A 500-nucleotide genomic window follows, 5' to 3' on the forward strand; every position below is an offset into this window, starting at 1 on the left:
TATGCGCAGGCGAATCGCAACTCGGGGTTCTCATCCTCACGGTACGTAAAAAACACCGTCATATGACGGTGTCTTTTTTTAGGTCCCAGAAGGGATTCGAACCCCTGACCGACGGCTTAGAAGGACGTTGCTCTATACAGCTGAGCTACTGGGACATGTATGTATGAAAATGTTTTAATCAGTAACGAAGTATATTATATCGCATCTTTTGTTTTTTTCAAAGTACTTTTTTTCGGGTTGATCTCCTAACCGAATCAGGAGCATGCTTACTGGGTAATATGTACACCTGGGAATGACTTCAGGAGCGTGATATCTTTATACATCTTTTTTCCTCTTTATCTATTTCCAGCATCTTCTTTGCTCCGTTTATCCTCCCTGTCCTTGTATGGATTCTATCTCCGTACGCCTATGTGGCCAAGCACGCACGCCGCGCCCTGTTCTCCCATCTGTTCCCCGTTATAGCAGCGATCCCGTTAATCTACATGGCCGTGACCTCGGGC

General features: G+C 45.8%; 1 tRNA gene. It reads right to left on the reverse strand.

What is annotated here, in order from left to right:
* Positions 1-81: 81 nt before the first annotated feature.
* Positions 82-155, reverse strand: a tRNA-Arg gene (locus RB298_RS03900).
* Positions 156-500 lie beyond the last annotated feature (345 nt).

The sequence above is a fragment of the Priestia sp. BR_2 genome, from assembly GCF_041954005.1.
Lineage (GTDB): Bacteria > Bacillota > Bacilli > Paenibacillales > Paenibacillaceae > Paenibacillus_AQ > Paenibacillus_AQ lautus_A.